At 41.0% G+C, this 23,063-nt stretch carries 20 protein-coding genes; 12 read left to right on the top strand and 8 right to left on the bottom strand.

Translation table 11 applies throughout. The features are described from left to right. Window positions 1–97: 97 nt before the first annotated feature. The gene (locus ES754_RS05495) at window positions 98–1,282 is read left to right on the top strand and encodes a DUF4349 domain-containing protein (RefSeq protein WP_170231075.1); all 1,185 of its coding nucleotides are present in this window, start codon (window positions 98–100) and stop codon (window positions 1,280–1,282) included. Window positions 1,283–1,422: 140 nt separating this feature from the next. On the opposite strand, the gene ES754_RS05490 is transcribed toward ES754_RS05495, so the two are convergent. Continuing rightward, window positions 1,423–3,009 (bottom strand): isocitrate lyase, encoded by a 1,587-nt coding sequence (locus tag ES754_RS05490; RefSeq protein ID WP_147222774.1) that lies wholly within the window; start codon window positions 3,007–3,009, stop codon window positions 1,423–1,425. An 863-nt stretch (window positions 3,010–3,872) separates the two neighbouring features. Between ES754_RS05490 and ES754_RS05485 the strand changes: the two genes are divergently transcribed. Both ES754_RS05485 and ES754_RS05480 read left to right on the top strand, forming a co-directional pair. Next, a complete protein-coding gene (locus ES754_RS05485) occupies window positions 3,873–4,862 on the top strand; it encodes a LysR family transcriptional regulator (protein WP_147222772.1) in 990 nt (329 codons plus the stop codon). A gap of 293 nt (window positions 4,863–5,155) precedes the next feature. Beyond that, window positions 5,156–6,544, top strand: coding sequence for an NAD-dependent succinate-semialdehyde dehydrogenase (locus ES754_RS05480; RefSeq protein WP_147222770.1), 1,389 nt, complete (start codon window positions 5,156–5,158; stop codon window positions 6,542–6,544). A gap of 147 nt (window positions 6,545–6,691) precedes the next feature. Here the strand turns inward: ES754_RS05480 and purN are convergent, their stop codons facing one another. Together purN and purM are read right to left on the bottom strand one after the other, a co-directional pair. After that, window positions 6,692–7,399, bottom strand: coding sequence for a phosphoribosylglycinamide formyltransferase (gene purN / locus ES754_RS05475; RefSeq protein ID WP_147222768.1), 708 nt, complete (start codon window positions 7,397–7,399; stop codon window positions 6,692–6,694). After that, window positions 7,399–8,448 carry a phosphoribosylformylglycinamidine cyclo-ligase gene (gene purM / locus ES754_RS05470; RefSeq protein ID WP_147222766.1) on the bottom strand — a complete coding sequence of 350 codons (1,050 nt, stop codon included), beginning with the start codon at window positions 8,446–8,448 and terminating at the stop codon, window positions 7,399–7,401. Before purM ends, purN begins: the two co-directional genes overlap by 1 nt. A 293-nt stretch (window positions 8,449–8,741) precedes the next feature. On the opposite strand from purM, the gene ES754_RS05465 reads away from it, so the two are divergent. From ES754_RS05465 to ES754_RS05455, 3 genes are all read left to right on the top strand, one after another. After that, on the top strand, window positions 8,742–9,848 hold the full coding sequence (locus ES754_RS05465; RefSeq protein ID WP_147222764.1) for an AI-2E family transporter: 1,107 nt from the start codon (window positions 8,742–8,744) through the stop codon (window positions 9,846–9,848). Between the two features lie 348 nt (window positions 9,849–10,196). Continuing rightward, window positions 10,197–11,000, top strand: coding sequence for a DnaA regulatory inactivator Hda (gene hda / locus ES754_RS05460; RefSeq protein WP_147222762.1), 804 nt, complete (start codon window positions 10,197–10,199; stop codon window positions 10,998–11,000). 127 nt (window positions 11,001–11,127) lie between these two features. After that, window positions 11,128–11,847: a DUF2057 family protein gene (locus tag ES754_RS05455; RefSeq protein WP_147222760.1), complete on the top strand. Its 720-nt coding sequence runs from the start codon at window positions 11,128–11,130 to the stop codon at window positions 11,845–11,847. A gap of 104 nt (window positions 11,848–11,951) precedes the next feature. Here the strand turns inward: ES754_RS05455 and ES754_RS05450 are convergent, their stop codons facing one another. Together ES754_RS05450 and ES754_RS05445 are read right to left on the bottom strand one after the other, a co-directional pair. Then, window positions 11,952–12,473, bottom strand: a complete 522-nt coding sequence (locus ES754_RS05450; protein WP_147222758.1) for a Dps family protein — start codon at window positions 12,471–12,473, stop codon at window positions 11,952–11,954. 257 nt (window positions 12,474–12,730) lie between these two features. Beyond that, a complete protein-coding gene (locus tag ES754_RS05445; RefSeq protein WP_147222756.1) occupies window positions 12,731–13,390 on the bottom strand; it encodes a YcxB family protein in 660 nt (219 codons plus the stop codon). A gap of 300 nt (window positions 13,391–13,690) precedes the next feature. Here ES754_RS05445 and serS point away from each other — a divergent pair, with 300 nt between their 5' ends. From serS to ES754_RS05420, 5 genes are all read left to right on the top strand, one after another. Further along, the gene (serS, locus tag ES754_RS05440; RefSeq protein WP_147222754.1) at window positions 13,691–14,977 is read left to right on the top strand and encodes a serine--tRNA ligase; all 1,287 of its coding nucleotides are present in this window, start codon (window positions 13,691–13,693) and stop codon (window positions 14,975–14,977) included. A 433-nt stretch (window positions 14,978–15,410) separates the two neighbouring features. Beyond that, window positions 15,411–15,770 (top strand): alpha/beta hydrolase family protein, encoded by a 360-nt coding sequence (locus ES754_RS05435; RefSeq protein WP_147222752.1) that lies wholly within the window; start codon window positions 15,411–15,413, stop codon window positions 15,768–15,770. A gap of 38 nt (window positions 15,771–15,808) precedes the next feature. After that, window positions 15,809–16,552, top strand: a complete 744-nt coding sequence (locus tag ES754_RS05430; protein ID WP_147222750.1) for an SDR family NAD(P)-dependent oxidoreductase — start codon at window positions 15,809–15,811, stop codon at window positions 16,550–16,552. Window positions 16,553–16,852: 300 nt separating this feature from the next. Further along, window positions 16,853–18,850 (top strand): transketolase, encoded by a 1,998-nt coding sequence (gene tkt, locus ES754_RS05425; protein ID WP_147222748.1) that lies wholly within the window; start codon window positions 16,853–16,855, stop codon window positions 18,848–18,850. Between the two features lie 264 nt (window positions 18,851–19,114). Then, entirely contained in the window at window positions 19,115–19,462 is a 348-nt protein-coding gene (locus ES754_RS05420; RefSeq protein WP_147222746.1) for a hypothetical protein, read from the top strand. A gap of 74 nt (window positions 19,463–19,536) precedes the next feature. Here ES754_RS05420 and ES754_RS05415 read toward each other — a convergent pair whose 3' ends face one another. Beyond that, window positions 19,537–20,142: a YceI family protein gene (locus tag ES754_RS05415; RefSeq protein WP_147222744.1), complete on the bottom strand. Its 606-nt coding sequence runs from the start codon at window positions 20,140–20,142 to the stop codon at window positions 19,537–19,539. Window positions 20,143–20,413: 271 nt separating this feature from the next. Here ES754_RS05415 and ES754_RS05410 point away from each other — a divergent pair, with 271 nt between their 5' ends. Next, window positions 20,414–21,397 carry an NERD domain-containing protein gene (locus ES754_RS05410; RefSeq protein ID WP_147222742.1) on the top strand — a complete coding sequence of 328 codons (984 nt, stop codon included), beginning with the start codon at window positions 20,414–20,416 and terminating at the stop codon, window positions 21,395–21,397. Window positions 21,398–21,425: 28 nt separating this feature from the next. Here ES754_RS05410 and ES754_RS05405 read toward each other — a convergent pair whose 3' ends face one another. Further along, window positions 21,426–21,758, bottom strand: coding sequence for a DUF779 domain-containing protein (locus ES754_RS05405; protein WP_147222740.1), 333 nt, complete (start codon window positions 21,756–21,758; stop codon window positions 21,426–21,428). 212 nt (window positions 21,759–21,970) lie between these two features. Further along, entirely contained in the window at window positions 21,971–22,999 is a 1,029-nt protein-coding gene (adhP, locus tag ES754_RS05400; protein ID WP_147222738.1) for an alcohol dehydrogenase AdhP, read from the bottom strand. Between the last annotated feature and the right edge of the window lie 64 nt (window positions 23,000–23,063).

Below are 23,063 nucleotides of genomic sequence, written 5' to 3'. Positions count from 1 at the left end.
TTATTGTAGCGATAAATAGTTGCTTTAACGATATACTAAATTATCAGGCTGAGTAACCCCGTCATCCGCAACAGTGATTATGCAGGAAGTCTTAACCATGACATCATTATTTAATCTTTATCAGCACATAGACAGTTACAACCATATTAATAACCATGCCATAAAAAACACCACAGCCCAAGCGTATTTGTCATTCATTGGTATTTTAGCATTGTCATTATTGCTGGTAACGGGTTGCAGTGACAACTCTCAATATAGTGAAAGCAGTACTGACGTCAGCTATGAAGAAAGCGTCCAGGCCTCTGAAGATATGGGCGGTACAGATGCCGACATGAATGCAATGGATGCAGGCAGTGACGAACAACAGAAAACACTCACGGTTGAAAATATAGGCGGCGATAGCGCGCAAAGCTTAGACACGCAAGTGACGGGAATTGAAATAGAAGGCAAAACCTTACTGGTGAATGTCAATGCCAATTTTAAGGTTGCCGATGTGGTCAAGAGCAGCAGCGCTATTGAGAAATTAACCCAGCAGCAAGGTGGCTATGTTGCGCTGAGCGATATTAGTAATAATGAAACCGATCGTCGCACTTTTGCCAAGGGTGCACAAAACATCACATTCATCATCTATCAGCGTCAAGCGAATATGACCGTGCGTATTCCTAAGGTTAACGTCAAAACGTTTTTACAGCAAATTCAAGCGCAAGTGGCATTTTTAAATGAGCAGTCACTCAGCGCTCAAGATGTGACCCTTGATATCTACCGTCAGCAATTAGCCGCCAAACTTAATAACGATATGGCAGCAGAGCTCGAGCAAGAAAGACTAAAAAGCCAAAATGCTAAAGACCAAAGTAGTAACGTTAATGCCATAACCGCTACTTATACCGCGCGCGAGCAACAACAATATGCCAAGCTTGAGCAATTGGATATCGCAGATAAAGTCAAATATAGCACCATTACGCTAAGCTTTAATCAGCCTGCGAGCAGCTATAAAGAAACTACCCAAAATATCGACTTACTGATAGACGTTGAATCTCCAAGTTTTGCCAACCAAGTTAGCAATGCCTTTAAAACCGGTTGGGAAACCCTAAAGTTAGCCATTATTACGCTGATAGGGTTATGGTGGTTATTGGTTGTGATGAGCATTTTTTACCTACTATATCGTTTGGTTAAAAAATCCTATCAGACATTGGTGAGTTATAAAAGAGAGCAGAAAATAAAGCCAGTGCCGTATAAGAAAAAGCCATTACCAGATAATAAAATAGACACTACTGAGGATTAGAAAAGCTGAACTATATATCCAAACCACAGGCCATAAAATATAATGAATAAATCATTAGACATAAAAAAGCCGCCCTACATAGTGTAGAGCGGCTTTTCTTACTTTATATAATATATAAAGTGTTACTTATAGGTTATGGTCTATTTGAACTGATCCATAGTGTTCACGCCACCACCAGCTTTAAGCGCGTTCTCACCAGAGAAGATCTCTTTATGATCATCACCGATGTCAGAACCAGCCATTGCTTGGTGCTTAACAGCTTCAACACCTGCACGGATCTCTTTACGCTGTACGCCAGCAACATAAGCAAGCATACCGTCTTCACCGAAGTAGCCTTTAGCAAGCTCATTCATTTCAAGCGCGGTAGTGTGATACGTAGGTAGCGTGATTAGATGATGGAATACACCTGCTTCACGAGCAGCATCACGTTGGAAGCTCTTCGCAAGCGCGTCAGCTGCTGTGTTCAACTCTGTATCGTCGTAATCGCCGCTCATCAAGTCATCTTTGTTATACGCAGAGATGTCTTTGCCTTCTTTTTCCCATGCAGCAATCACTTGCTTACGGAAGTTAAGCGTCCAGTTGAACGATGGGCTATTGTTATAGACCAATTTCGCTTGTGGCTGCTCTTCTTTAATACGATCAACCATCATTTTGATGTGTTCAACGTTTGGCGTAGGCGTTTCGATCCATAGTAGATCAGCACCATTTTCAAGCGCAGTTACACAGTCAAGTACAACGCGGTCAATGTTGGTGCCTTCACGGAACTGGTACAGACCGTTTGGTAGGCGTACTGGACGAACCAATTTGCCGTTATGCTTAAGCAAGCTGTCGTTTTCATTAGCAGTCTCAAGCGTAACTTCTTCCATTTCGATAAAATCGATATATTTAGAAGCTAAATCGCCAGGCTCATTTGATACTGGGATTTTTTGCGTGAGTGATGCACCTTCAGAGTCAGTACGGGCAACGATAACACCGTCTTCAACACCAAGCTCTAAGAATGCATAACGGATAGCGTTAAGCTTTGAGATATAGTCTTCATGCGGTACAGTAACTTTACCAGCTTGGTGACCACATTGCTTCGCATCAGATACTTGGTTTTCGATTTGTAGTGCACAAGCACCCGCTTCGATAAGTTTCTTAGCAAACAAATAAGTCGCTTCTTCGTTACCAAAACCAGCATCGATGTCAGCAATGATTGGTACCACATGCGACTCAAAGTTTTCGATTTTGTCTTGAATTGCCTTAGTGTCTTGACCCGCTTCTTCAGCAGCGTTTAGCTCACGGAAGTAATCGTTCAATACTTTAGTATCTGCTTGACGTAAGAACGTGTAGATTTCTTCGATAAGGTCAGATACCGCAGTTTTTTCATGCATAGATTGGTCAGGTAATGGACCAAATTCTGAACGAAGGGCAGCAACCATCCAACCTGATAGGTAGATGTATTTTTTAGACGTGGTACCGAAGTGTTTTTTGTTCGCATACATGGTTTGCTGGGCAACAAAACCATGCCAAGCGCCTAAAGACTGGGTATATTTAGAAGTATCTTGGTCATATTCTGCCATGTCTTCGCGCATGATTTTTGCAGTGTATTTTGCAATGTCTAAACCAGTTTTGAAACGGTTTTGCACCATCATACGGGCAGCATCATTCTCGCTGATGTGTTCCCAGTTGCCGTATTTTGCTTTCAGTTCACGTACACGTTCAATTGCAGATGTATAAGTTGACATCTAGACTTCTCCTTGGTGGGGTATTTAAATTAACGCACAAAAAATCAACTGTTAAATACAATCATAACGCGATGCACAGTATTGCACTGAATATGCAAACTCCATGATTGTATTATTTTATTGATACTTAATGATTAAAGGTATGACTGACTGATGGACTAATAAATAGGTATTGAAGTTCAATCCGTAAACAACAAACAGCAATAAGTTTTATTCTTAGCCTTGTTACCCTAAACAAACTTGGTGAAAAATACAAGTGCTTTGCATGACTATTACACTAAAATATATCAAAGAATTATCAATACTACTCAAATGGATAAGATGCAAATTCAATATTCATAACCCGCCCAGCATCTGTATTCTAGGGTCAATATTACTACTAATCGTTAAGAGATGCTACAATAGGCTTCGCTGTACGTAAGAAGATAAATACTTACCATGGTGTCTTAACCAGACAATCGTATGAATATATTTGAAATAAGAGTACTGCTGTGAATTTGTAAATGGTACATCATCAAGTATTGATATGATAATGCCAAATCATCTTGCTTGTGGATCAAGGTATGGTTCTTGAACTGCTTATGTTACTCACTATAAAGCGTCAATTAAAATTTATCTAATTTATGATAGTTATCTTTGTTATTTTTATTCGTTATAGTATAACAAAAACAGTAGCTTAAGCGCAACTAATGATATTACCATAATTACGCTGATAAAGCTTTTAGGACCAGAGACGATATTATAATCTAAAAAGACAACAGTGCGCTATTTTAGTTGAACTGTCGTCTAGCATAATGGACAAAATAGAGCCTAAAACCGCCAAAACTTAAGTGGCATTTATTCTAGAGCAACGAGATACATATATGAATTTGCAGCGAGTTGATTTGAATTTATTGGTACATTTAGATGTATTGCTTCGAGAAAAAAATGTCACACGCGCAGCCGAACAATTGGGCATCACTCAGCCAGCTATGAGTAATATCTTGCGGCGCTTGCGTAAGTTATTTAACGACCCATTACTGGTACGCTCATCGGAAGGTATGACCCCAACCGAGCGCGCGCTTGAATTGCAGCCGCGTATCCGTGAAGTGCTTGCTGACTTGACCCAAGTGCTAGAGCCGCGTACGGAGTTCCGTCCTTATAGTACCTCACGCGTTTTCCGTATCATGACCTCGGATTATGCTGAAGCTACACTGGTGCCAAAATTGGTAAAGGCGTTACGCTCAGAAGCACCCAATGTTATTTTAGATTTTTTAACCCCATCTGATGTCTCTTATAGAGATATGGAGCAGGGTCGGGTCGATTTAGCGATTAACCGCTTTAACGAGATTCCACAAAGTTTTCACCAAGTATTGGTATGGCGAGATACTTTTAGTTGTCTATTATCTGCCGACAGTCCTTACGCCAATCGCTTTAACCTTAAAAATTATTTAAAAGGTCAACATGTTTGGGTGTCTAAAACGGGTATGGGCGTAGGCTTCGGCGTTAATCCGGAAAAGTCCGGTGGCCTAGGCTCTATTGACCAAGCCTTACAGCGTCTGGGACAAAAGCGCCAGATCAGCGTCTTTACCCGTCATTATCAAATGCCAGCGATGCTCGCTGCTAACAAAGACCTTATTGCAACCTTACCGACGCGTGTTGCACGCATGCAAACGAACAATGACAGTATTATCATGAAAGAACCGCCATTTTTTATTCCAGAATTTGAGCTAACGATGGCATGGTCACCGTTATTACAGCATCATCCTGCACACAGATGGTTACGTCAACTAATTATGCATGTGGCGCGGCAGGTGGTGGCTGAAGAAGAAAATCAGGAGGAAGATATTCCGATTATTAACCACTTGTTCTAAAGTATAACTTATTTAGTAATCAATCCAACTATCAACAGAAACCAGCCATTGCGCTGGTTTTTTTATTGCCTTAATATTTAGCAAGATACTAACATGGTTAACATTTTAAGCACATTTTACAATATTTTGTAAAGCTTAAACGGTGATAGGTTTGATACATTGTATAAGGACTAGCAAATACAGAAAGATAAATAATAGTTCAAATAATAAAATCTATTAAGAAAAATTAAATATAAATAAGATTCGATCAAGGCTTATTAAATTTTAAACATCATCAAAAAAGGATAATTATCATGGCAGATATTACTACTGTAAACCCAACAACGGGTAAAGACATTAAAGAGTACAGCTATATGAGCGCACAAGAGGTTGATAAGATAATTGATGCCTCTCATCAAGCATTTTTAAAGTGGCGCATGGTTAGCCATCAAGAACGTGCAAAAGTGATCAGCTCTATTGGCGATACTTTAATGGAGCACAAAGAAGAGCTTGCCAAACTGATGACTGAAGAGCGTGGCAAAACTTATGAAGCCAGCTTAGGAGAAGTTGATTTATGTAAAGGTATCTGTGACTTTACTGCTGAGCAAGGCGTTGCTGCATTAGCTGAAGATGAGCGAGATATTGAAGGTATAAAAAAAGGTCTCATCAGTTATGAGCCTATTGGTATTATTTATGGTATCCAACCATGGAACTTTCCAGCTTATCAAGTGTTCCGCTATACCATTGCCAACTTAATGGCAGGCAATAGTATTTTATTAAAACATGCCTCAAACGTCACTGGTTCTGGGTTACTAGTCGAAAAAATATTCCATGAGTCTGATTTACCGAATGATTTATTCCGTACTATTCTCATTAGCCATGATCAATCAGAAAAAGTTATTGAGCATGATAAAGTACGCGGTGTAACGCTGACAGGAAGCGATGTAGCTGGGAGAGTCGTTGCTCAACAAGCGGCTAAAGCTTTGAAGAAAACAGTTATGGAGCTGGGTTCTAACGATGCCTTTATCGTGCTAGAGGATGCAGACTTAGATTTAGCGGCTGCCACTTGTGCTCATGCGCGCTTATATAACAACGGTGAAACCTGTATTGCTGCCAAACGCTTTGTAGTAGTGGATAGCGTTTATGATGAATTTCGCAAACTAATTATTGAGAAATTCAACAGCTATAAAGTCGGCGATCCAATGGATGATGCGACTGATATAGGTCCGTTATCAAGTGCTAAGCAACGTGATGATTTACATAAGCAAGTTGAAGAGAGTGTTAGCAAAGGCGCAACCATTATTTTAGGCGGTGAAGTACCAAATAAAGCCGGTTCTTTTTATCCACCAACTATTTTAGAGGATATTACACCGGATCAGCCGGCTTATAAAGATGAGTTGTTTGGCCCAGTAGCTTCTCTGATCCGTGCCAAAGACCAAGACGATGCCCTACGTATTGCCAATGACAGCCGTTATGGGTTGGGCGGTGCAATCTTCTCTCAGGATGAAGAAAAAGCGATTAGTTTAGCCCAACAGTATTTCGATACGGGCATGGTTTATATCAATGGTTATGATCTTGTTAATCCGGGCCTGCCATTTGGTGGCGTTAAAGATTCGGGTTACGGCCGCGAACATGGTGGCTTTGGTATAAAAGAATTTGTTAATATTAAAGCAGTACATGTGGTTGGTAAAAAACCAGCTTAGTTTTTATAGTTGTTCGTAATATTTTAAGTCAGTTTTTTTAGACTGTAGCTGTACTTAATAGAACAATAAAAAACACCCCGTTACTCAGCAGCGGGGTATTTTTATAGCCTTAATTTATAATTATTCAATTTAACTTGCATAATAACTTTAATTATCTAACCAGAGCTTTAAAGGTAGAGCAGGTAAATGAGATTCTGACTCTGATAGCTTATTGTTAACATCGAGAGGTAAAACCCCTTTTGCTAATAATAATATCGTCCAAGGCAATAGCTGATGTTCAAGTACCTGCACACGTGTTTGCAAGCTATCCGCAGTATCTTTAGTTTTAATATTTAGTAATGCTTGCGTTAATACTTGCCCTGCATCAAGCTCCGCTGTAACCACGTGGATACTACAACCATGATGACGTTCTCCAGCTTGGATGGCACGTTGATGGGTATCAAGTCCCTTATAAGCAGGCAGTAGAGCAGGGTGTAAATTAATCATTGGTGCTGGCGCGCTATCAATAAATGCCGCACTTAATACTCGCATAAAGCCGGCAAGCACAATTAAGTCTGGCTGCCAGGCCGCAAGTTGCGCGCTAGCATGAGTCTCAAAGGTCTTGATACCCATACGTTTGCCACTTGCGGTATGGGACAGTACAGCCACTGGAATACTGGCTTGCTGAGCACGAGTAATGGCATAAGCATCCTCGCGATTACTAATGATGCCAATAATCTCAATTGGTAGCGCGCCAGCTTGCATAGCATCTATCAATACTTGCAGATTGCTTCCATTACCTGACACTAGTACGGCTATACGTAATGGCTTGGTCTGCTGTTGTATAACGCCTTGCTGTAAGTTATTCACTGACATTAACGATACACCACTGCATCCGCTTCACGGTTGATCATCTCACCGATTTGCCAAGCGTGCTCGCCAGCATCATTTAGGGTTTTAATGGCTGCATCGGCTTTATCTTTTGGTACGACAATCACAAAACCGATACCACAGTTAAAGGTACGGTACATCTCGCTTTGATCAATATTACCTTGAGTTTGTAACCATGTGAACAACTCTGAGAATTTCCAACTATTGGTATCAATGCTTGCGGCTAAATTGTCTGGTAAGACGCGTGGTAAATTGTCAGTTAAACCACCACCAGTAATATGTGACATCGCATGCAGGTTGTGATTTCCAAGTTTATCTTGTAACGCTTTAATCGCTTTAACATAGATGCGAGTCGGTGCCATTAATGCGTCTTGAATAGACTGACCATCTAACTGTTCAGTGCTGGTTGTTACATCAATACCGCTGACCTCAATGACCTTGCGTACGAGTGAATAACCGTTAGAATGTGCGCCACTTGAAGCTAAAGCAATCAATACATCGCCTTCTGCTACATTGTCGCCAGTAATAACTTCCGCTTCCTCAACCACGCCGACACAAAAGCCAGCCAAGTCATAATCGTCATCTTGGTACATACCGGGCATTTCAGCCGTTTCACCCCCGATAAGGGCGCAATTTGCTAGTTTACAGCCTTCACCAATACCAGTGACTACGGTAGCAGCAACGTCGACATCAAGTTTGCCTGTAGCATAGTAATCCAAGAAAAATAACGGCTCTGCACCGCAAACTAGTAAGTCATTGACGCACATCGCGACTAAATCAATGCCGATGGTGTCATGACGATTAAGTTGTAAGGCTAACTTTAATTTAGTCCCAACACCGTCAGTACCTGAAACTAGTAGCGGTGAGGTATAGCCGGTCGGAATACGGCATAGCGCACCGAAGCCACCAAGTCCGCCCACCACTTCAGGACGAGTAGTGGCTTTTGCCACTGATTTGATACGCTGAACCAACGCATCGCCAGCATCAATATCAACACCAGCATCTTTGTAGCTTAAAGAAGGCTTGTCACTCATGGTCATCTCACAGTTAGGGTAGGTAAGTGAAGTCAGTGATCGAAATTATTGTCGCAGGATTTGACTATAGTGCGCGCATTATACCCAAAAACAGACCTCACTCGCAAAGCAACTTGCCAATATTTGACCAACATGGCTGATAATTGTACTAACCCTAAAAATATATACTAAATAGAAAGCTACGAAACAAAAAATCACTGCTTTTTCTATAGAGTCTGCGATAATAAGGCGCTTAAGATTTTACCCTCTATAACTGTATTATTACTCTCCGCTTACTCGCAGGATTGCCCTTAATGATCAACCAACGGATAGATCCTTTTTTTCGGCGTTTATTTATCGTCGTTGCTATTGTTATATCACTGGTTATGCTACATCTGATGATGCCGGTTATTATTCCGTTTGTCTGTGCCTTTGTGCTCGCTTACTTATTTAACCCGCTGGTAAAACGAATATCAAAATATATCAGACGCTGGATGGCAATTATTGTTGTCTACGCTACGATTACTTTGGGAATGGTGATGCTTTTATGGTGGTTGGTGCCCACTTTATGGCGCCAAATGCAAGCAGCTTGGGAGTATTTACCACAAATTCTACACTGGTATAATGAGGTAGCACGGGAATGGTTTATTAATAATACCCGTATTCGTCTGCCAGCATTAGAGGCCAAAGGGTTTTCTGAGACGTTAGTAGATTACATGCAAACTCATTATAAAATCTCTGATGCCAGTACTTGGATGAGCCAAATATTATCATCCAGCTTAAATTTTATTAATAGTGCAGGTCTTATCGTGTTGGTTCCTATCTTAACCTTCTATTTTCTATTTAACTGGGACAAACGAATACTTAGTTGGAAGATGGCCATTCCTACGGGTTATAGCAAAAAAGTGATTGGCATTGCACAAGAGTGTGATCGGGCGCTGATGGCATTTATCAAAGGCCAGCTGCTGGTTATGGTGTTATTAGGAGTGATTTATGCTGTCCAGCTTCAACTTATTGGTCTTGAGCTTGGGCTCATCATTGGTATGGGTGCAGGCATTGCCAGTTTCGTCCCTTATTTAGGCTTTGGTCTGGGTTTTATTGCTTCAATTGCTGCTGGTTTATTTCAGTTTGGTCTCGACTGGTTTCATTTGTCTTTAATTGTCGGAGCGTTCTTAGTAGGACAAGCAGCCGAGGGTTATATACTTCAGCCGTTATTGTTGGGCGATAAGATTGGTCTGTCACCCTTATGGGTTATCTTTGCGGTGTTGGCAGGCGCAAGCTTATTAGGTTTCGTGGGTATGCTGATTGCGCTGCCGGTATCTGCAGTAATTAATGTCTTGTTCCTCCATCTGTACGCCTATTACCGAACGACTGACTTTTACAAAGGCCGTAAGCAGCTGGATTTATTTGAGAAAAGATAGTCGGTCTACTATTAAAACCGGACAGTTTAGACAAGCAAGTATCTGCTACGTATAAGCCTAGAAATTAATAGCTAATAAGACTTGAAGATTAAAAGACTTGTCACTCATTTTGTAATTATGGTATATATAGGCGCAGTGTTTACGATGTGAGCGTTACTATAATTAGTCTAGTAGCGTATTATGTCCTCACCCTATTAGTCAGACAAACTTTTTAATGAACAACCTAAGTTAATATAACGTAAATTCAGAGCCCATTTGATAAAGCTCAGTTTAATAAAAATAAAATAGAGAGTAGCCTTCTAGTTATTTATTGCCTATTGTGCGCTACGCGAACCGAGTGGATGATTCATGGCAAAAGCACAGCTAAGTCTCAATTTGGACATCAAGCATGATGCGAGTCTCAGCGACTTTTCTGGTCCCGGTTGGATGTCGATTATTGATGCAGTTCGGCAGTTACATGTCGGCCTGATTGGACAGCTGTACCTGTTCGGTAGCCCTGCTACGGGAAAGTCTCATTTGTTATCAGCCATTTGTGAATCATTTATTGAGATGAATAAGTCGGCGATTTGCCTATCGCTCAACGAGCTTATACATACTGATGTCAATGTACTGTCCTCACTTGAGAATTTCGACGTTATTGCTATTGATGATTTAGAGATACTTGAGCATAGCAACCAATGGCAAGAAGCCTTGTTTCATCTGATCAATCGTAGCCGTGAAGGACAGCGTCAGTTATTATTTGCTGCAAATAAACCTGCTGGCGATCTACCGTTTCAGTTGACTGATTTACTAAGTAGATTGTCGCAAGCGCCTACTTTTAAAGTTCCGAATGGTCGTGATTTGGCTGACCGTCAAGCTTTGTTAGAGTCTATTTTGCGGCGTCGTGGTTGGCAGTTTGATGAGCGTATTATTCATTATCTACTCACTGAAGGCCCGCATCGTATTGGGGCGATGATGGTGGTACTCAACTATATTCAGCCAATGTTCTCAAATCTTGGGCGCAGTAATATTTCTAAAGCAGTGATTAGTGATGCTCTGAGTACCATTGACGAGCAAACACTTGTCGCTGAACTTGCTGACATTACTCAAGAAACACAAGTAGACAAACGTGCGGCAGACCATGACAATCTTACTATTCCATTAGAGTTTTAAAACCTCAAACACTCATAATTGCAAGCGATCAAAGTTTTTAATTTGTTGTTTATTTCGTTTACTCTACTCAAGTTTGCTCAACCTGAATGCATTTACCCTAATGTCATTATCACTGATAGGATACCTTATGAAAAACACCACCGCTACATTAAAAAAGTTGACTATCAGCACGCTATTCCTTGGCGTAAGTTCAGTATCTATCATGTCCCATGCGGCAGTGACATTACTGGTGGATAACAATATCAAGGTTACTGCTATCAATGGCCAAGAGCTCAAACAAAGTGTCTTTCAACCGCTAACGAAAGAATTCACGTTGCAGCCCGGGAAGCACGTGATTACTGCTAAATACGACCGTTTATATAACTTGCGCCGTGATGAGCATGACTATCTACGCTCAGGAAATATAAGTGTGGCTGCAGATTTGGCCGATAACCAAACCTACCGTTTAGTCATGCCTAATCAACCAGAAGACTATGCTGCTGCCAAAAAATATGCGGAGCGTCCGACTTTGGCAGTACAACAAAACAATACGGTTATCACTAGTCAGCAAAGTATTGATAACAATGATGGCAGTATCTTCTCAGGATTTGGTAAAGCACTAGGTGGCGTGTTTGGTGGTGGCGGTAATGCAGAACTGCAAAATCAGCGCGCTATTGCTGCGCTAGACCAGCCTGTTGCAACGACTCAAAGCAACGAAAATCCTAGTGTAATGTCTTCAACAACTTATACTGCGACTCCAGCTGCAAGTGCAAATCAATCTGCTAATACCCTTGACCAGTTTATGCAGCTTTGGCTTAATGCCACACCTGCTGAGCGTGAAAAGATGCGTCAATGGATTCAGCAATAACAAGCAAAATTTGGATAATAAAAAAGCACCTAGATAAGGTGCTTTTTTATGGTTTTGATTATGGTTAAGTAGGTATGTCCTCTAATTTATTTATGCCTAAGCTACTATTGAGCTAAAAATGCATTGTACATCCAGACCAGTTTCTCTTGCTCTTGCACGTAGGCATCCACAAGATCTGCTGAGCCTTGATCTTCGTTTTCTGCTGCTAAGGCAGACACTTGACGCTGCTCTTCAATAAGCTCTTGCAAGCCAGTTACTACACCTCTTACGCAGGTATTGCCATCTTTCACGTTTTTATCTTCAGAGATACCAGTGTGCTGCGTAAAGTCGCTATAGGCATGAAATGGTGTGCCGCCTAAGGTTAAGATACGCTCAGCGATTTCATCAATTTGGATTTGTAGCGCAGTATATAGTTCTTCAAATTTAGGATGTAGTGAGAAGAAATGTTCCCCTTTAACGTTCCAATGATAACCGCGAACGTTGATATAAAACATATGATAGCTTGATAGCAAGCCATTAAGCTTAGCAATTACATGGCTCATATCTGCTTTTTCTAAGCCGATTTGATTGGTACTATCATTATTATTACTGTTAGTAGTCGTTGTATTGTTGGTAGCGTTACTCATAATATTATCCTTGTAGTGTGAGTAGAAAAATCATTATTACAAAAATGATGATGTATACATTAGCGTGCTAATCTTTATACCTTTGATGTTTATTATCATAACAGGCCATTAGTGATAAGTTAAGTTAAACAAATCAAAACCTATGTTATGTTTTATAAAACGAATAGCAGAACTGCGCGGCATTCATGAATTAGCAACAGCAAGCTATCTAGTAATATAATTAATAATCTACCCAATAAGCAAGCAGTCAACCAAACTTAAGCAGGTGGTTGTAGCTTCTCAGGCTGCAAGCCGCGAATAGGTACCACTTCTTGCAAATGCTGGCGTACGGTATCGATAGGAAACTTCTGTGCTTGTAGGCGTTTGGGTACAATTTGGCTGCCTTGCTGACCTTTAACTTCAAACATCATAAATATGTAGTCGTCTGTCTCATCCCAGCTTTTGACTGCTGTCCAAGGAATGACCGCTTGTTGCATCGCACCTGCACGCATTTGCATGCCGCGCATTTGTGAGCTCTTCATCAGGTCTGGCTGATTAGATGCCATAGCCATGACCAAGCCATGCTTTTGTACGCCTAGCTTCATTTGGCGCATCTCATCTGGCATCTCTTGTGCCGCGACTTGTTTTTCAAACTCTTTTTTGACGTACCATTTAAAACCAATAGTACGCACTAGTAAGTAAATGACTACTGCGACGAGTATCATCCAAAATATAATGGTTGAATAGCCCGATACAAAAATCAGTCCTGTCACGGCTAATATGACGCCTATCGCTATAAAGATCCATTCTTTCATTTTGATGCTTTTTAGACCAAAATTGGGACTGGCATTGGTAAATAGCTCGTATTGCGCTTGCTGAAACTCAGCTTCAGTTAAGTTTAAGGCGACAGGTTGTAGCGTATAAGGGTAAAGGGCCATAAAAGGTTCTCGAATACTTATATTAAAAGTGTTGGATTAAAAGCAACGGTTGTCATCCGTTATGCCAAAGTTGGCAGTAAGTGGAATAACGTATGCTTATCTTACCGAAAAGCGCTCCTAAATGAAACATATAAGCATCGCTGTCTGTTGTTATGGTGGATATTTACAACCCATAAGCGAATACTGCAACACGCGAAAACGTAGTCAAATCTGCTGGGTATTGTTATCATAGCAGTTATCCTATTTTGACCTCTTTATTATTACTTCTATCACTCAACCCTTAGCGCTATAGGCAATATTATGATTGATCCAAAACTCTTACGCGGCGACTTGAGCGCTTTACAACAGCAATTGGCCACTCGTGGTTATGAGCTAGATATCAACTTTTGGCAAACGATTGAGAATGAGCGTAAATCATTACAAGTGCAGACCGAAGAATTGCAGTCACGTCGTAATGCTGGGGCAAAGCAAGTAGGGGCACTAAAAAAATCCGGCGAAAATGCTAGTGAACTGTTGGCTGAAATGCAGGATGTCAGTGGTGAGATTAAAACTGCCGAAGATAATCTACGTACTCTACAAGAGCGTATCTCAAACGCAGCATTGCAAATTCCGAATATTCCGGCAGCAGATGTACCCGTGGGCAGCTCAGAAGATGATAATGTAGAAGTACGTAAATGGGGTACGCCGCGTGAGTTCGATTTTGAGATTCAGGACCATACTCATATTGGCGAGACTTTAGGCATGCTCGACTTTGAAGCGGCTACGAAATTAACCGGTAGTCGTTTTAACGTATTAACAGGCCAGTTGGCACAAATGCATCGCGCGCTGATTCAGTTTATGTTGAATACGCATACGATGAAGTATGGCTATACTGAGACTTATGTGCCTTATATTGTTAATTCAGAGAGCTTAAAAGGCACCGGTCAGCTGCCAAAATTTGAAGATGACCTATTTAAATTGACCAATCATACTAATAACGACGGTACCGACTTTTACCTTATTCCCACTGCTGAAGTACCAATGACAAACTTAGTCCGCAGCGAGCGTTTGGATATCAGTGAGCTACCGTTAAAGTTTACGGCACATACGCCATGCTTTCGTAGTGAAGCCGGCTCACACGGTCGTGATACGCGTGGTCTAATTCGTCAGCATCAATTTGAAAAGGTTGAGATGGTCAATATTGCGACTGCTGAGCAATCTGATGGCTTGTTAGAGGACATGACTGGGCAAGCTGAATATATCTTACAACAGTTAAATCTACCTTATCGCACGGTAAAACTATGCACGGGAGATATGGGTTTTGCTGCACAAAAAACGTATGACATTGAAGTCTGGTTGCCAAGCCAAGATACTTATCGTGAGATTTCAAGCTGCTCAAACTGTGGCGACTTTCAAGCACGCCGTATGGGCACCCGAGTGAAAGATGGTAAGCAAACTGCTCTTGCGCATACTTTAAATGGTTCTGGTCTAGCGGTAGGCCGTACGTTACTAGCAGTAATGGAGAACCATCAAAACGCTGATGGTAGTATTACCATTCCGGAAGTACTGCGTCCGTTTATGGGCGGTGCTGAGACTATTTCGGCTTAATAAGCTACACATAACAGTTTCAGTTTTATAAGAAGCCAACTATTAAGCACTAGCCTAATAGTTGGCTTCTTACTATCCACGCTAATTTAACGAAACTGTTAAGAATGGTTATCAAATCCAAATGCTGTAGTCATACCCGATATAATTCATAAATTCTATGTTAGTTATATGGCGCGTAAAGTAGAAAACACTTTGACTAAGTCAGACTAACCTTACTTATCTAAGAAGTTACCTTGATGCATCGCCACTGATATTTATCGCATTAATCAATCAGTGGTCACTAGACACACAACGTACATTCATAAGAAAATTTCTCTTATAACTGTAGACGGCATGTTATGCGGGTATTTAGGTATGCACTTTATCTAGGATAAGTATGATCAGCTATTTAATTTTTATTTAAAACTAAAACCAACCTGAAAAGGGTATTGCAATGGAAAAGTTAGAATCACACCGTGTACTATTTTGTATTGGTATCAACCAAAACTTTATGGATGCTCCGATAGAAGAGATGAAGCAAGTTTGGCAGGCATTTAGTCAAATGTTACAAAATATCGATGAATTACCGGGACTAAGCATTTTAGGTATTATGGATGACGATCGTCTACAAGTAGGTGCTGCCTCATCTGCCCCTTGGATGGCTTATATCATGGCTGATGTGCCAGATATTGAAACGATTATTGCTGCTTGTAATTTCTTTAGAACCGTTCCAGTCGGTGACGGCACTTATAAATTGTGGAAATATTGTAAGATTGAAGCCCGTATTGGCAGAGAATTGATTGTGCCTGAATAAGTCATTTATTAAGAAAAAACTGTTAAAAGAGAACTATCATGAAAGACGTCATTGTAATAACTGGTGCTGGTCAAGGCTTAGGAGAGTGTATTGCTAAAGCGCTTATCAGCAACGGTTTTCGCGTAGCAATCACTGATATTAACGAGGAAAAAGCTGTTGAATTAGCCAAAAAACTCGATACTGATGGCAATACTGCTGTCGGGTTTAAGTTGGACGTGACAAAAAAACAGGATTTCGAGCAAGTATTAGCGAACGTTGAAGCCCGTTTTGGACAAGTGAACGGTCTGGTTAATAACGCTGCTCTCACTTTAATGACCTCTGTAATGGACGTAACCGCCGAGGAGTTCGATCAAGTTATAAATATTAACCTGCGCGGTACATTATTTGGTTGCCAAGTGTTTGGTGCTTATTTAGCAGAAAAAGGGTACGGCCGTATTGTCAATATGGCTTCATTAGCGGGTCAAAATGGTGGGGCGGCAGCTAGTGTACATTATGCTGCTAGCAAAGGCGGCATTCTGACAATGACCAAGGTGTTTGCTAGCAATTTAGCAGCACAGGGCGTCACCGTTAATGCGGTTGCCCCTGGACCTATAGATTTACCGATTGTATATGAGTTAGTTCCCCCTGAAAAACTGCAACATTTATTAGAAAATGTGATCCCTGTAAAAGCTTTGGCTAGTCCTAGTTTTATTGGTAATATTGTCGCGCAGTTGCTGCAACGTGATGCATTTGGTGTAACGGGGGCCACGTGGGATATTAATGGTGGCTTATTTATGCGTTAAATACTACTTATGCTAGTCAAGTTTATTCGTAGTGCGGCTCTTGAGATTTAGTCTTTACTAATAGACCTGTCGCAGTTGCTTATTATCGATGCTAATTTAACAAAACCGATATGAATGATTATTAAATCCAAACGCTGTTGTCACGCCATTTTTTAGCGTCACTTGTGCCAAATATGTTAACATTGCATTCTGATTTTACAGTCTATAACTTAGGGCGCGTTTGGCGTCCTTATGTTATTCTGCTTTGAGTAAATCCTCCTCTTATCTTTAATACTTCTTATCCGAATATTAGGACACTCCATGCCAACCCCAATTAATGAACGTAAATTAGCCAATGCTATCCGTGTACTATCATTTGATGCGGTTCAAAAAGCCAATTCTGGACACCCTGGTGCACCGATGGGTATGGCCGATATTGCTGAAGTATTATGGCGCAAGTTCTTAAAACATAACCCTGCAGATCCTAACTGGTATAACCGCGACCGTTTTGTTTTATCAAACGGTCATGGCTCAATGCTCATCTATTCATTGCTACATTTATCTGGCTATGACGTTAGTGTTGATGACCTAAAAAGCTTCCGCCAACTGCATTCAAAAACCCCTGGCCATCCTGAGCTTGGTTATACCCCAGGTATTGAGACCACTACCGGTCCATTAGGACAAGGTATTGCTAACGCTGTTGGTTTTGCTATCGCTGAAAAAACGTTAGCTGCGCAGTTCAATCGTGACGGTCATAATATCGTTGACCATCATACTTATGCGTTCTTAGGCGATGGTTGCTTGATGGAAGGTATCAGCCATGAAGTGTGCTCGCTTGCCGGTACATTGGGGTTGGGTAAATTAGTCTTCTATTACGACGATAATGGCATCTCTATCGATGGTGATGTTGACGGCTGGTTCACTGATGACACCCAAGCGCGCTTTGAAGCGTATGGCTGGCACGTTATCAAAGTCGATGGCCATGACACTGACGCTATCACTCAAGCCACGACAGCAGCAATTGACGAGAGTAATAAGCCAAGCCTAATCATTTGTAAAACTACTATTGGTGCTGGTAGCCCGAACAAGCAAGGCTTAGCGTCTAGCCATGGAGCGCCACTGGGTGATGATGAAATCGTCTTAACTCGTGATGCGCTATCATGGACGCATGCCCCATTTGACTTAGATGATGAAATCTATCAAGCATGGGATGCCAAGCCAAAAGGTGATGTCTTACAAAAGAACTGGCAAGCGGATTTTGAAAACTATAAAAAAGCTTACCCAGAGCTAGCGGCTGAATTGATACGTCGTCTAGATGGTGATCTGCCTGCTGACTTTGATAAGAACGCCCAAGACTATATTCAGCAAACTCAAGAGCAAGGCGGTGATGTCGCCAGCCGTAAAGCCAGTCAAAATGCCATCAATATTTTGCAGCCATTATTACCAGAGCTTATGGGGGGTTCAGCGGATCTCGCGGGCTCGAACTTAACACTATTTAAAGATGCTAAAGGTATCCAAGAAGACGCCGCTGGTAACTATATCTATTATGGTGTGCGTGAATTTGGCATGACCGCGATTGCTAACGGTATCGCGCTGCATGGCGGCTTTATCCCTTACGTCGCAACCTTTTTGATGTTCATGGAGTACGCTCGTAACGCCGTGCGTATGGGCGCATTAATGAAGCAGCGTATCATTCATGTCTATACTCATGACTCGATTGGTTTGGGTGAAGATGGCCCGACGCATCAGCCGGTTGAGCAATTAACTAGCTTACGTACCACACCAAATCTACATACATGGCGTCCTTGTGATGCGACTGAATCTGCTAGTGCTTGGGTTGAAGCGATTAAATCTGCGCATAATCCATCAGCATTGATCTTTAGCCGTCAAAGTTTGCCACATCAACAGCGTAATGCTGAGCAGGTTGCTAATATCACTAAAGGTGGTTATATTCTGGCTAAAGAGCAGGGCGAGCTGCAAGCTATCATTATCTCAACAGGCTCAGAAGTGGGCCTTGCTATGCAAGCCTATGAGACGTTAAGTAGTAATGGTGTTGGCGTCAGAGTAGTTTCTATGCCTTGTGCTGAAATATTTAACGAACAAGATGCCAGCTACCGCGAAGCCGTCTTGCCTGCTAACATACGCGCTCGCGTGGCGGTAGAAGCTGCGCATGTTGATTACTGGTATAAGTTCGTCGGCTTAGATGGCAAAGTCATCGGCATGACGACTTATGGCGAGTCAGCGCCTGCTAGTGACTTGTATAAAGAGTTTGGTATTACCACTGAAGCTGTGATTGATGCGGTGAATAGTTTGGTTTAATTAGTTTTTATAGCAGCACGCAATAAAAAAGCCCCAAGTTATTTAAATAACTTGGGGCTTTTTTATTATTTTGAATTTATGTCTGAATCTATGCTTGTAGTAAGAGTTTCAAAAACCGTTCAAATATTTATAATAGACTACGTTAAAAGCAATATGGCATTGAAGTCCGCTATAATAAACGACTGTCTTATCCTAACAATAAAATAGCTAATATATTACAGTCAATATGTTTAACAGCTTAGGTCTGAACAAGGAGTTACTTATATGTATAAATCGCTACTAGTTATACCTCTAATCGCTTTAATCAGTGCTTGCTCACCCTCTACTATTCCCAAATGCAGTGCTCCTGAAGTAATAGACACTATAAAAGAAATAGCAAATGAAGAGATGGCTATACAACTGGGTAGTGAAACTGCAGAAAAGTTTACCTATGCCATTAATAGCATAAGAACAACGGATGAGAATGATAAGACTGGGGCTTTTGAGTGTGCTGCACAGTTAGAGATTCATGCTAATACCAATGATAATTCAACAGAGATTCCTATCACTTATACTGTTGAGAAAACAGACGATGGGCAAGACTTTTACGTTAATGTATTTGGACTTCGATAATTAAAATTAAAAGCACTGACAAAAAAAGAGCTACTAGAATATCTCAGTAACTCTTTTTTTAGAAGCTAAAAAGCTTAACTAGCAGCAATAAGTTTACCCGATATATCAAGCGGTATCATATTGCCGACTATATTTGGAAAAGCCGTTACACCATAGGTATATCTATCGATTAAGCCAGTTGCCCGAAACTTTAACATAGGTTTTCGAGTGACTGGATCATTTTCAACATTGGCTAGCGTTACTTTAACCGTTAAAGGTTTGGTTTGACCCAACACAGTAAAATCTCCGGTTACGTTTGCTTCTTTAGCATTAATCATATTCACTTTCTTTGATACAAAGACCATCGTAGGATATTGCGCTGTATTAAGCAGTTCTTTTCGGCGCAAAAAGGCATTCCGTAGTTTCCCTCCTGCATCTATACTATTGGTATTTACGGTGAAATTTATAGTAGTATCCGTTGGGTTTTTTACATCATAGTTAATGGCGCCATTCACTTTGTTAAACTGACCTTTAACGGTACCACTGCCTAAATACGCTACCTTAAAATCTACGTTGGTTTTTGGTACATCCAACTTCCATTTTTGCGGTGTATGGATAGCCGCAAAACCTATCACTGGTAATGACATCAATAAACAGGTACTGAGCGTTATTTTAAGTAAAGAGATAGCAGGTGTATTCATATTTATAATCCAAAAATCTGTATTAAAGATAAAGATTTGATATCGTACTATACCTCTTTAGCTAGCAGGTATTATTAAAGTCATATGTTGCAAAAGTGCTTAGCATCAACAGACTTAGGCAACATACCGTTAATAGTTATTAAATTATTGCTACATTTATAAAAATAATTGTTTATGATTGCACTGCAAAAAATGAATGGGTAAGTAAGACGCCATAAAGCTGTTTTTACCGCACCCTTGTATTAAAATAACACACATCGAGCCAAAATTAATGTCCCTCATGTCCAGCTTCAAAGGTATCTTAGGTGAGACCGTCATGAACATTGCCACGTGGCTCAAGCTTGATAAAGCCGTCTATCATCGCTTGAATAATATCACTTTGCCATTACGTAATGGCGGCAGTACCCAAATTGACCATGTTATCGTCTCTGTGTACGGCATTTTTGTGATCGAAACTAAGAACTATAAAGGTTGGATATTTGGTAAGGAGAAGCAAGCGCAGTGGACGCAAACGATAATGGGACGAAAATACAAATTCCAAAATCCATTACGCCAGAACTATCTACATATTAAGACGCTCGCTGAGTTGCTTGAGCTGGATATGAGTTACTTTCATTCTATGATTGCCCTCATCGGTGAATGTGAGCTTAAAACCCGTGAGGAATTGCCCGAGCATGTCTTAAAAGGTGGGGTCATATCTTATATTAAGAAAAAGCAGGATAAGATATTAACCGAAGCAGAGGTTCAGTTAATAGTTGAACAGATTCAAACCAATCGCTTTGCAAAATCTTGGCGAACCAATAGACAGCATAAAGCGTATTTAAAAAATAAGCATGCTGATCCAAGGACTAAGCCAAGTTATAAGTCTAACAATAACTTAATACCTAAGCAGAACCCAAAACCGTCTGAGCTAAAATCTCCAAAGAGTGCTGAAATAAGAGAGCATCCTCGATGGTCGGGTCAAGTCGAACAAGCTTATGACTCATCAATTATGAAGTTCATCAGCAAAAACGCTATCTTTATCACACCGTTTGATATTGTCGAGTTTGAATCTCAAATCAATGATATTCACAATAACGAAAGTTTTATAATGGAGCAAGTTAGCGACCCTATTATTTCGGTTACTATTCCTACTTGCCCAAAATGTAATGGGGAAATGATTGAGCGCGTCGCTAAAAAAGGTGCGCGACAAGGTCAGGTATTTTTTGGTTGTACGCAATTTCCTAAATGTTGGGGAGTGGTGAATATTAATTAGTTGATAACTTGCTACTAAATAATGTGGTTTATTCTTCAACCGCACATATCTCAGAGCGCACAATAAAGCGTTTGCCCTCCGGTATCTCGAGTGAAAAGCTCGCACCGCGACCGTTGACCACATCGATAGTTAAATCAGTATGCTGCCATAGCTTATATTGCGGCTTACCCATATAAAAAGGACAGCCAGCCAGTTCACCGATGAGTACATCTTGACCGCCCACTTTAAACTCGCCTAATGGATAGCACATCGGAGAGCTACCATCACAACAGCCACCCGATAGATGAAACATCAGCTCGCCGTGCTTTGAATTTAAGAGTTCAATCAGTTCTTTACAGGATTCTGTAGCGTCAAGCTTCATGTCATACTCCTCATTGTTAGGGCTATAACTTTATTGGAAATAAGCGTTATATATAAAACATTAAAGGTCGTATCATATTCATTCACATTATTAATAGCATGTGGCTGAAGATAATACGACCCGTTATTTATGACTAAGTTATTAATGATTAAGCATATTGTTTATCAAATATACTAACTATCAAACGTGCTAATCATCAAACTGTCCTACAGTTACATGGCATAGTCGATAACAATACGACCTTCGATTTGTCCTTTACGCATACGCTCAAAAATATCATTTATATTCTCTAACGGCTCAGCGGCGACCGTCGCTTTTACTTTGCCTGCTGCTGCCATATTCAACGACTCTTGCAAATCAAGCCGCGTACCCACAATTGAGCCACGAATGGTAATACCGTTCAGAACGGTATCAAAAATCGATACTGGGAAATCACCCGTTGGTAAACCATTGAATACTACGGTACCACCACGTCTTACCATACTCAGCGCTTGATCGAATGCTATAGAGGATACGGCTGTCACTAGTACGCCATGAGCACCACCAATCTCTTGTTTTAGATACTCGCCGGGATCAGTATTTTTAGCATTAACAATGACAGTCGCGCCTAATTTTTTGGCAAATTCAAGCTTCTCGTCGTCAATATCTACAGCGGCAACGTTTAATCCCATAGCAATCGCGTACTGTACGGCCATGTGACCCAGTCCACCGATACCTGAGATGACGACCCAATCACCTGGACGGGCTTCAGTCATTTTTAGGCCTTTATACACCGTCACGCCTGCACACAACACGGGGGCAATCTCAATAGAATCAACGTTATCGGGTATAATGCCCACATAGTCAGCATTGGCCAGCACGTATTCTGCAAAACTGCCGTTAACTGAATAGCCAGAGTTCTGTTGACTCTCACATAAGGTTTCCCAGCCGCCCAAACAATGGGTACAGTGACCGCAGGCAGAGTACAACCAAGCAACGCCCACGCGGTCGCCTTCTTTCACATGGGTGACGCCTTCGCCAACAGCAGTAATTAGGCCTACACCTTCGTGTCCAGGGATAAATGGTGGGCTAGGCTTAACTGGCCAATCACCTTCAATGGCATGTAAGTCAGTATGACAAACGCCTGAGGCTTGCATCTTGACGAGGATTTCACCAGCACCTGGCGTTGGAATATCAACTTCTTCAATCTGCAAAGGCTGACCAAATTCATGTAATACCGCTGCTTTCATTTTATTACTCATGATAGTACTCCTAGTTACTTTCTTTCAGTTTTAATGATTAAAAAACATCTATTTTATAATTTCA

This window comes from Psychrobacter frigidicola, from assembly GCF_007997305.1.
Lineage (GTDB): Bacteria > Pseudomonadota > Gammaproteobacteria > Pseudomonadales > Moraxellaceae > Psychrobacter > Psychrobacter frigidicola.
Note: the sequence above shows the minus strand (reverse complement) of the source record. Positions and strands in the feature narration are given on the sequence as shown.

Coding starts and splice junctions, on each gene's coding strand:
- ES754_RS05495 (WP_170231075.1), top strand. CDS start 98: ATGACATCATTATTTAATCTTTATCAGCACATAGACAGTTACAACCAT.
- ES754_RS05490 (WP_147222774.1), bottom strand. CDS start 3,009: ATGTCAACTTATACATCTGCAATTGAACGTGTACGTGAACTGAAAGCA.
- ES754_RS05485 (WP_147222772.1), top strand. CDS start 3,873: ATGAATTTGCAGCGAGTTGATTTGAATTTATTGGTACATTTAGATGTA.
- ES754_RS05480 (WP_147222770.1), top strand. CDS start 5,156: ATGGCAGATATTACTACTGTAAACCCAACAACGGGTAAAGACATTAAA.
- purN (WP_147222768.1), bottom strand. CDS start 7,399: ATGTCAGTGAATAACTTACAGCAAGGCGTTATACAACAGCAGACCAAG.
- purM (WP_147222766.1), bottom strand. CDS start 8,448: ATGAGTGACAAGCCTTCTTTAAGCTACAAAGATGCTGGTGTTGATATT.
- ES754_RS05465 (WP_147222764.1), top strand. CDS start 8,742: ATGATCAACCAACGGATAGATCCTTTTTTTCGGCGTTTATTTATCGTC.
- hda (WP_147222762.1), top strand. CDS start 10,197: ATGGCAAAAGCACAGCTAAGTCTCAATTTGGACATCAAGCATGATGCG.
- ES754_RS05455 (WP_147222760.1), top strand. CDS start 11,128: ATGAAAAACACCACCGCTACATTAAAAAAGTTGACTATCAGCACGCTA.
- ES754_RS05450 (WP_147222758.1), bottom strand. CDS start 12,473: ATGAGTAACGCTACCAACAATACAACGACTACTAACAGTAATAATAAT.
- ES754_RS05445 (WP_147222756.1), bottom strand. CDS start 13,390: ATGGCCCTTTACCCTTATACGCTACAACCTGTCGCCTTAAACTTAACT.
- serS (WP_147222754.1), top strand. CDS start 13,691: ATGATTGATCCAAAACTCTTACGCGGCGACTTGAGCGCTTTACAACAG.
- ES754_RS05435 (WP_147222752.1), top strand. CDS start 15,411: ATGGAAAAGTTAGAATCACACCGTGTACTATTTTGTATTGGTATCAAC.
- ES754_RS05430 (WP_147222750.1), top strand. CDS start 15,809: ATGAAAGACGTCATTGTAATAACTGGTGCTGGTCAAGGCTTAGGAGAG.
- tkt (WP_147222748.1), top strand. CDS start 16,853: ATGCCAACCCCAATTAATGAACGTAAATTAGCCAATGCTATCCGTGTA.
- ES754_RS05420 (WP_147222746.1), top strand. CDS start 19,115: ATGTATAAATCGCTACTAGTTATACCTCTAATCGCTTTAATCAGTGCT.
- ES754_RS05415 (WP_147222744.1), bottom strand. CDS start 20,142: ATGAATACACCTGCTATCTCTTTACTTAAAATAACGCTCAGTACCTGT.
- ES754_RS05410 (WP_147222742.1), top strand. CDS start 20,414: ATGTCCCTCATGTCCAGCTTCAAAGGTATCTTAGGTGAGACCGTCATG.
- ES754_RS05405 (WP_147222740.1), bottom strand. CDS start 21,758: ATGAAGCTTGACGCTACAGAATCCTGTAAAGAACTGATTGAACTCTTA.
- adhP (WP_147222738.1), bottom strand. CDS start 22,999: ATGAGTAATAAAATGAAAGCAGCGGTATTACATGAATTTGGTCAGCCT.